Below are 2,069 nucleotides of genomic sequence, written 5' to 3'. Positions count from 1 at the left end.
AAAAATACAACGCATCTGCCCGTTCTGTCGCACTGGGATCCTGCGTGGTCCCTGGCCAGCAGCGATGACGCCAAAACTTGGTCAGCGGAGCGAAAATAACGCATCGGCGGATGCAATGCGTATTAGTAGAGGAACGCTGACGTGGCCTGGGCTCCGTCAATCATGTCGCAAAAAATACAACGCATATACACCGTCCTGCATCCAGCATGATCCCTGACCTGCGGCGGCGACGCCGAATCCTTCTATGATCAGTGCAGATCGACGAAGTCCATTTTCTCGCAGATGAAGGTCGCTTCAACCAAGGTGTGAACTGGCGCCTACAATAGGGCCTCGCCTGCCACCTTGATGGGCAACAATCCAAACCATCCGCACTCCTCTCCTCCCCTCAACACTTGCCCCTTCCAAAGAATTTTTCTGACTATTTTCCATCTCCCCGTCTTTCATCATGTATGCCCAACTTCCGATCAACAGGAAGCCCGTGATTTCGACCCTGGGAATGGCAGCCCGCCGATACGAAACCCATAAGCTCACCCAGGAGCAGCTCGATGCAATGATCAAGAAACACAGCCTCGCCAACATCTTCAAGGCGTGGGCAGAAGACCCAGAAAGGGTTAGAAGCTGCGGCGCTCAACTGGCAATCCACCGGCTCCTATTTGACTGGTCTCGCGGCATTCCCGACAACAGCACCCAGGCTGGCGCGGCCTTGCTGGAAGCCGGCTTGAGTTGCGGCGAACGGGACATCAGCATAACCCAAGACCGCAAATTCATTGCGGCGCACCCAATGAGCACCGGCCGGTTCCTACTTGGAGAGAGCTTCACGATTGCCGCGACCCCGCTGATGCGTCTTATAGGCAAGAAGCTGGTCATCCAGCAAGTCTCCGATGGTCAGTTCACCGGTAAAAGCCACTCGACGGATGAGGCCATCGAGTCATATGATACGCAACTCCGCCATGCCTTGATGGGGCCGCCCGGCTACAACGAAATCGTGGACGCACGCAACTCGGACGGCGGCGACTTCATCGTCTACGCCTGGAAAAACTTGCAGAGCCAGCTTACGCAGATCCTGATCCAGACCTATCCATACAGCCTCAAGACGTACGATGATTTCGCGACTTACGTTCTCAACCTTTACCCAATGCCGACGGGCTGGCAGAAATCCTTCAATATGGCTGCATGTGTGACCGCCGAAACGCTCCTGATGATGGCCCGCACCATCGCGGCCAAATCGCAATCCCCTATTGCCGATACGAGCGTCCGCAATCTCGAAGGCATTCTCGAGAACTACTACGCCCCCTGGATGCGGCAGCCATGGAAGATGTTCGCTGCCAACCTCGGCATCAGCGACGCCGGAAATTGGCTATCCGCCGATGAACAAAGCGCAAAGCATCCCGAGTCCGGACACGTCTTTAAGAACCCCGACATCATCGAAACGATCAAGGCGATCAAGGCGATCAACAATTACAATAACCGCCTGCGCACCGAACATCCGCATGTCATGCGCATCGCTATGGCCCGGACCCCCGACTTCTTCGAGGATGGAAAGCCCTTCTTCTTCTCCATGGTCACTGGAAAGCCGGCGGCTTGGGCCGAGAAAGGAACCGAGGAGCGATACCTCACGGACGCCGCTGCCGGAATCCCCTACGCCTTGAAGAACGCCGATCTCGTCATGACTGATGATCCAATCGGCTGTTTGGAAATCATTGCAGGTGAAGTTTGAGTGTCGGCTAGAGAAAGGGTTTGCGCTTGGCAGGTCATGGGATCTTCACCGTCTGTTGAATTTATATCAAGTAGTTGTATTGAAATGGAATTTGGGATTCGCGCTTTCGCGCTTACCGTAAACTTTCGTGTACCTTCGGTGAAACCGTCCGAAGCCGGTTTGCGATCGGCAGACCCAATGCCCGAATTTAAGAATTATACAACGTGAGCGATCTCTGACTCGTTTCTGCGGTTTCCAAATCAGTTTGAAGCCTGAATCTGAACTGCCCCCCAATTCGACCGGACAGTCGGCATAAGCAGAAAGGCTCAAGCACAGGCTTGAGGACATGTGTGGACGCCTCCGGGCGCGCAAG

General features: G+C 54.8%; 1 protein-coding gene. It reads left to right on the top strand.

From position 1 onward, the window contains the following. Positions 1–478 precede the first annotated feature (478 nt). Positions 479–1,717, top strand: a complete 1,239-nt coding sequence (locus tag BLU15_RS24515) for a hypothetical protein (protein WP_143034248.1) — start codon at positions 479–481, stop codon at positions 1,715–1,717. The last annotated feature ends 352 nt before the right edge of the window (positions 1,718–2,069 follow it).

It is taken from the genome of Ensifer sp. YR511, assembly GCF_900103045.1.
Taxonomy (GTDB): Bacteria; Pseudomonadota; Alphaproteobacteria; order Rhizobiales; family Rhizobiaceae; genus Ensifer; species Ensifer adhaerens.
The sequence above is the reverse complement of the archived record's forward strand: the minus strand, read 5'-3'. Positions and strand labels throughout refer to the sequence as shown.